Source organism: Micromonospora inaquosa, from assembly GCF_003857055.1.
GTDB classification, from domain to species: Bacteria; Actinomycetota; Actinomycetes; order Mycobacteriales; family Micromonosporaceae; genus Micromonospora; species Micromonospora inaquosa.
The window spans coordinates 1-3,849 of record NZ_QGSZ01000040.1 but is presented as its reverse complement, the minus strand read 5'-3'; the positions used below and the strand labels follow the sequence as shown (position 1 = coordinate 3,849).

Genomic DNA, 3,849 nt, shown 5'->3' with positions numbered 1-3,849 from the left:
CCCCCGCCCCCGCCGGCGTACCCGGCCTACCAGGGCACGACCGAGCCGAAGAAGAAGCGCGGCCTGTTGATCGCGGCGATCGCACTGGTTGTGATCATGGTGCTCTGCGTGGGTGGCGGCGTGGTGGCCTTCCTGACCCTGCGCAATGCCGAGACCGGCGAGGGCGCCAAGGAGCCGGCGGTCGCCGTCGACGAGTTCCTCACCGCGATCTACAAGGATCGCGACGCGACCAAGGCGGCCAGTCACGTCTGCGCCGCATCCCGCGACGACGACAAGATCGCCGCGAAGGTCGCCGAGGTGGAGAAGTACGCCTCCACCTACCAGAACCCGCGCTTCCGGTGGACCACCCCGAAGGTGGACAACCAGACCGGGGAACGGGCCACCGTCTCCACCCGGCTCACCATGACCACCGCCGACGAGAAGGTCGCCGACCAGGAACTGCGCTTCACTGTGGTGCAGAAGACGGGTTGGTGGGTCTGCGAGGTCGCCTGACCGGCACGCCTGGATAGGCTCGACGGGTGTGTGCAGCTGAGCGCCCGATCGACCCGGCCGGTACCGGCTGGCCCGCCCGTCTCCACGTGGTGACCGGCAAGGGCGGCACCGGTAAGACCAGCGTGGCGGCGGCGCTGGCCCTCGCGCTCGCCGCCGGTGGCCGGCGCACCCTGCTGGTCGAGGTCGAGGGGCGGCAGGGCATCGCCCAACTGTTCGGCATCGACCCGCTGCCCTACGAGGAACGGCACCTCGCCGACGCGCCGGACGGCGGTGAGGTGCGCGCGCTCGCGGTGGACGCCGAGGAGGCGCTGCTCGAGTACCTGGACATGTTCTACAAGCTGGGCGCGGCGGGCCGGGCGCTGCGCAAGCTCGGCGCCATCGACTTCGCCACCACCATCGCGCCCGGCCTGCGGGACGTCCTGCTCACCGGCAAGGTGAAGGAGGCCACCACCCGCACCATCGGGCAACGGCGCGCGTACGACGCGGTGGTGTTGGACGCCCCACCGACCGGACGGATCGGCCGGTTCCTCAACGTGACCGCGGAGACCGCCCGGCTGGCCAAGGTGGGCCCGATCAAGACCCAGAGCGAGGGGGTCGCCGCGCTGCTGCGATCCCCGATGACCGCGGTGCACGTGGTCACGCTGCTGGAGGAGATGCCGATCCAGGAGACTGTCGACGCGATCGCCGACCTGACCGCCCTCGGCTTCGGCGTCGGGAAGGTGCTCGTCAACGGGGTCCGACCCCCGCTGCCCGCCGGGCAGGCGGTCACCGCCGCGGAGTTGAAGCGCGGGTTGGTCGCCGCCGGGCTGCCGGCCGATCGGGACATCGTGGCCGGGCTGCACGATGAGGCACGCGACCAGCTCATTCGTCGCGAGTTGGAGGATTCGCTCCGCGCCGACCTGGTGGAATTGGGACTGCCGATGATCGAGCTGCCGTTGCTGCCGGACGGGGTGGAGCGGGCGGGGCTCGCGACGCTGGCTCAGGCTCTCGTCCGCGCCGAATGACTCACACCTGAGCGCAGCACGGGCGCGTGGACCCACCGGCCCGATACGCTCGATTGGTGCCTTCCGAAGACGCGGCGCCGCAGCTGGACGTCGACCAGATCCTCGCCGATCCAGGCGTGCGGATCGTCGTGTGCTGTGGCGCCGGCGGAGTGGGAAAGACGACCACGGCCGCGGCGCTGGCGCTGCGGGCCGCCGAGCAGCACGGCCGGCGCACGGTGGTGCTCACCATCGACCCGGCTCGCCGGCTGGCCCAGTCGCTGGGCCTGACCGAGCTGGACAACACCCCTCGCCAGGTCAAGGGCATCGACGTCGAGGGCAGCGGCGGTGAGTTGCACGCCATGATGCTGGACATGAAGCGCACCTTCGACGACGTGGTGTTGCAGCACACCGACCCGACGAAGGCCGCGGAGATCTTCTCGAACCCGTTCTATCAGGCGATGAGCTCGACCTTCGCCGGCACCCAGGAATACATGGCGATGGAGAAGCTGGGCCAGCTGCACGCCCGGGGCGAATGGGACCTGATCGTGGTGGACACGCCACCGTCGCGCTCGGCACTGGATTTCCTGGACGCGCCGGCTCGACTCTCCCGTTTCCTCGACGGTCGGATGCTGCGGCTGCTGCTGGCCCCGGCGCGTAGCGGCGGCCGGAGCATGTTCAGCCTGGTCACTGCCTCGTTCGGGATGTTCTCCAAGGTGGTGCAGAAGGTGCTCGGCGCGCAGCTGCTCACCGACCTGTCCGGCTTCGTGGCGGCACTGGATTCGATGTTCGGTGGTTTCCGGCAGCGCGCCGAGCAGACGTACCGTGTCCTGCAGGCGCGGGAGACGGCCTTTCTGCTGGTCGCGACGCCGGAGCCGGACGCGGTCCGGGAGGCCGCGTACTTCGCGGGCCGGCTGCGGGACGAGCGGATGCCACTGGCCGGCCTGGTGCTCAACCGGGTGCATCGCCCGGCGGTCCCGGAGCTGGACGCCGAGCAGAGCCGGGTCGCCGCCGAGCGGTTGACCGAGCTGGGTGGGCACGACGCCACCGCCGACGTGCTGCGGGCGCACGCGACGCTGGCTCGCCAGGCGGTACGCGAGCGGCAGGTCGCCGCGCGCTTCACCGAGGCGTTCCCGGCCGTGCCGGCGGTTTCGGTCACGGCGCAGCCCGCCGACGTGCACGACGTCGACGGGCTACGGACGATCGGCGCGGCGATCAGCCGGCCGTGACCGGCGTCAGTTGGCCGCGCTGACGAGAATCTTGTCCTTGCCGGCCTTGTCCTTGCTGTTCTTCTTCATCGCGGCCTCGAACATCTTGCGCCAGCTCGTCACCTGCGGGTGTCGACGCAGTAGCGCCCGCCGTTCGCGTTCGGTCATGCCGCCCCACACACCGAACTCGATCCGGTTGTCCAGCGCGTCGGCCAGGCACTCGTACCGAACTGGGCAGCTCCGGCAGATCCGCTTCGCCACGTTCTGTTCGGCGCCCTGTACGAACAACGCGTCCGGGTCCCCGTTCTGACATGCCGCCAGTGACGGCCAGTCAGTGATCATGCCCATGTGTACACGTCCCCCCTTGCAGTACCTACCGACCTCGTCGATGCACGTCAGCCGGCAATTCCCCCCGATCGCCCGGCCTGCCTTCCCCAAGGCGGCGCGGACGACATGTGGCGCTGTCGCCGCCCCCATCATGCTCTGTAGTCGACTGATTACGCAACGTTGTCGACGAAATCCATCATTCCGGACACTCCCGGCTTCCCGGGCCTTCGACCGCCGGTTACCCCGCCGAGGTCAGCGATAACGCTGCGCCGCCTCACTGAATCGGAGGAGACTCACGCCAGGTCACACGCAACCAAGTACCGGGGGTCGTGCGTTTAGCACAACGAGGGCAGCGCGCGCAGGAAATGGGGAAAGAACGCCCCAGCGCCCCTCGTTCCCTACTCGCGTACCCTGTCGAGGTGACCTGGATGCGGAAACGTGACCACAATGTGCTGACCAACGCCGCATCGCTACTCGTGTGTGGCCTGCTGGCCGGCGTGGTGGTCGCCGCGGCGGCCTTCCCCGCGGTAGCGATGTCCGGCCTGGCCGCGAAAGCCGGCGCCGAGACATTCGGTGCCCTGCCCACGGAACTGACGGTGGCCCGCGCGCCACAGATCAGCTACCTGCTGGCCTCGGACGGCAAGACCCCGCTCGCGACGATGTATGACGAGAACCGACGCGACGTGAAGCTCCCCGACATCTCGGTGCCCATGCAGAAGGCCATCATCGCGGCCGAGGACCATGACTTCTACAAGCACAACGGCGTCGACATCAACGGTGTCGCCCGCGCGTTCGTCAACAACCAGAGCGAGGGCTCCGGTCGGCAGGGCGCCTCGACGCTG

At 69.5% G+C, this 3,849-nt stretch carries 5 protein-coding genes; 4 read left to right on the top strand and 1 reads right to left on the bottom strand.

The genetic code is table 11. From position 1 onward, the window contains the following. From DLJ59_RS00365 to bagB, 3 genes are all read left to right on the top strand, one after another. A partial coding sequence (locus DLJ59_RS00365; RefSeq protein WP_124770546.1) for an Rv0361 family membrane protein occupies positions 1 to 492 on the top strand: 492 nt, incomplete at its 5' end. A gap of 26 nt (positions 493 to 518) precedes the next feature. Beyond that, entirely contained in the window at positions 519 to 1,496 is a 978-nt protein-coding gene (gene bagA / locus DLJ59_RS00360; protein WP_124770545.1) for an ATPase BagA, read from the top strand. A 53-nt stretch (positions 1,497 to 1,549) separates the two neighbouring features. Next, complete coding sequence (bagB, locus tag DLJ59_RS00355; protein ID WP_167493806.1) at positions 1,550 to 2,701, top strand: ArsA family ATPase; 1,152 nt, start codon at positions 1,550 to 1,552, stop codon at positions 2,699 to 2,701. 6 nt (positions 2,702 to 2,707) lie between these two features. Here bagB and DLJ59_RS00350 read toward each other — a convergent pair whose 3' ends face one another. After that, the gene (locus tag DLJ59_RS00350) at positions 2,708 to 3,028 is read right to left on the bottom strand and encodes a WhiB family transcriptional regulator (protein ID WP_030328078.1); all 321 of its coding nucleotides are present in this window, start codon (positions 3,026 to 3,028) and stop codon (positions 2,708 to 2,710) included. Positions 3,029 to 3,435: 407 nt separating this feature from the next. Between DLJ59_RS00350 and DLJ59_RS00345 the strand changes: the two genes are divergently transcribed. Then, positions 3,436 to 3,849, top strand: a 414-nt coding sequence (locus tag DLJ59_RS00345) for a transglycosylase domain-containing protein (protein ID WP_167493805.1), incomplete at its 3' end; no start/stop codon positions are given.

Coding starts and splice junctions, on each gene's coding strand:
- DLJ59_RS00350 (WP_030328078.1), bottom strand. CDS start 3,028: ATGGGCATGATCACTGACTGGCCGTCACTGGCGGCATGTCAGAACGGG.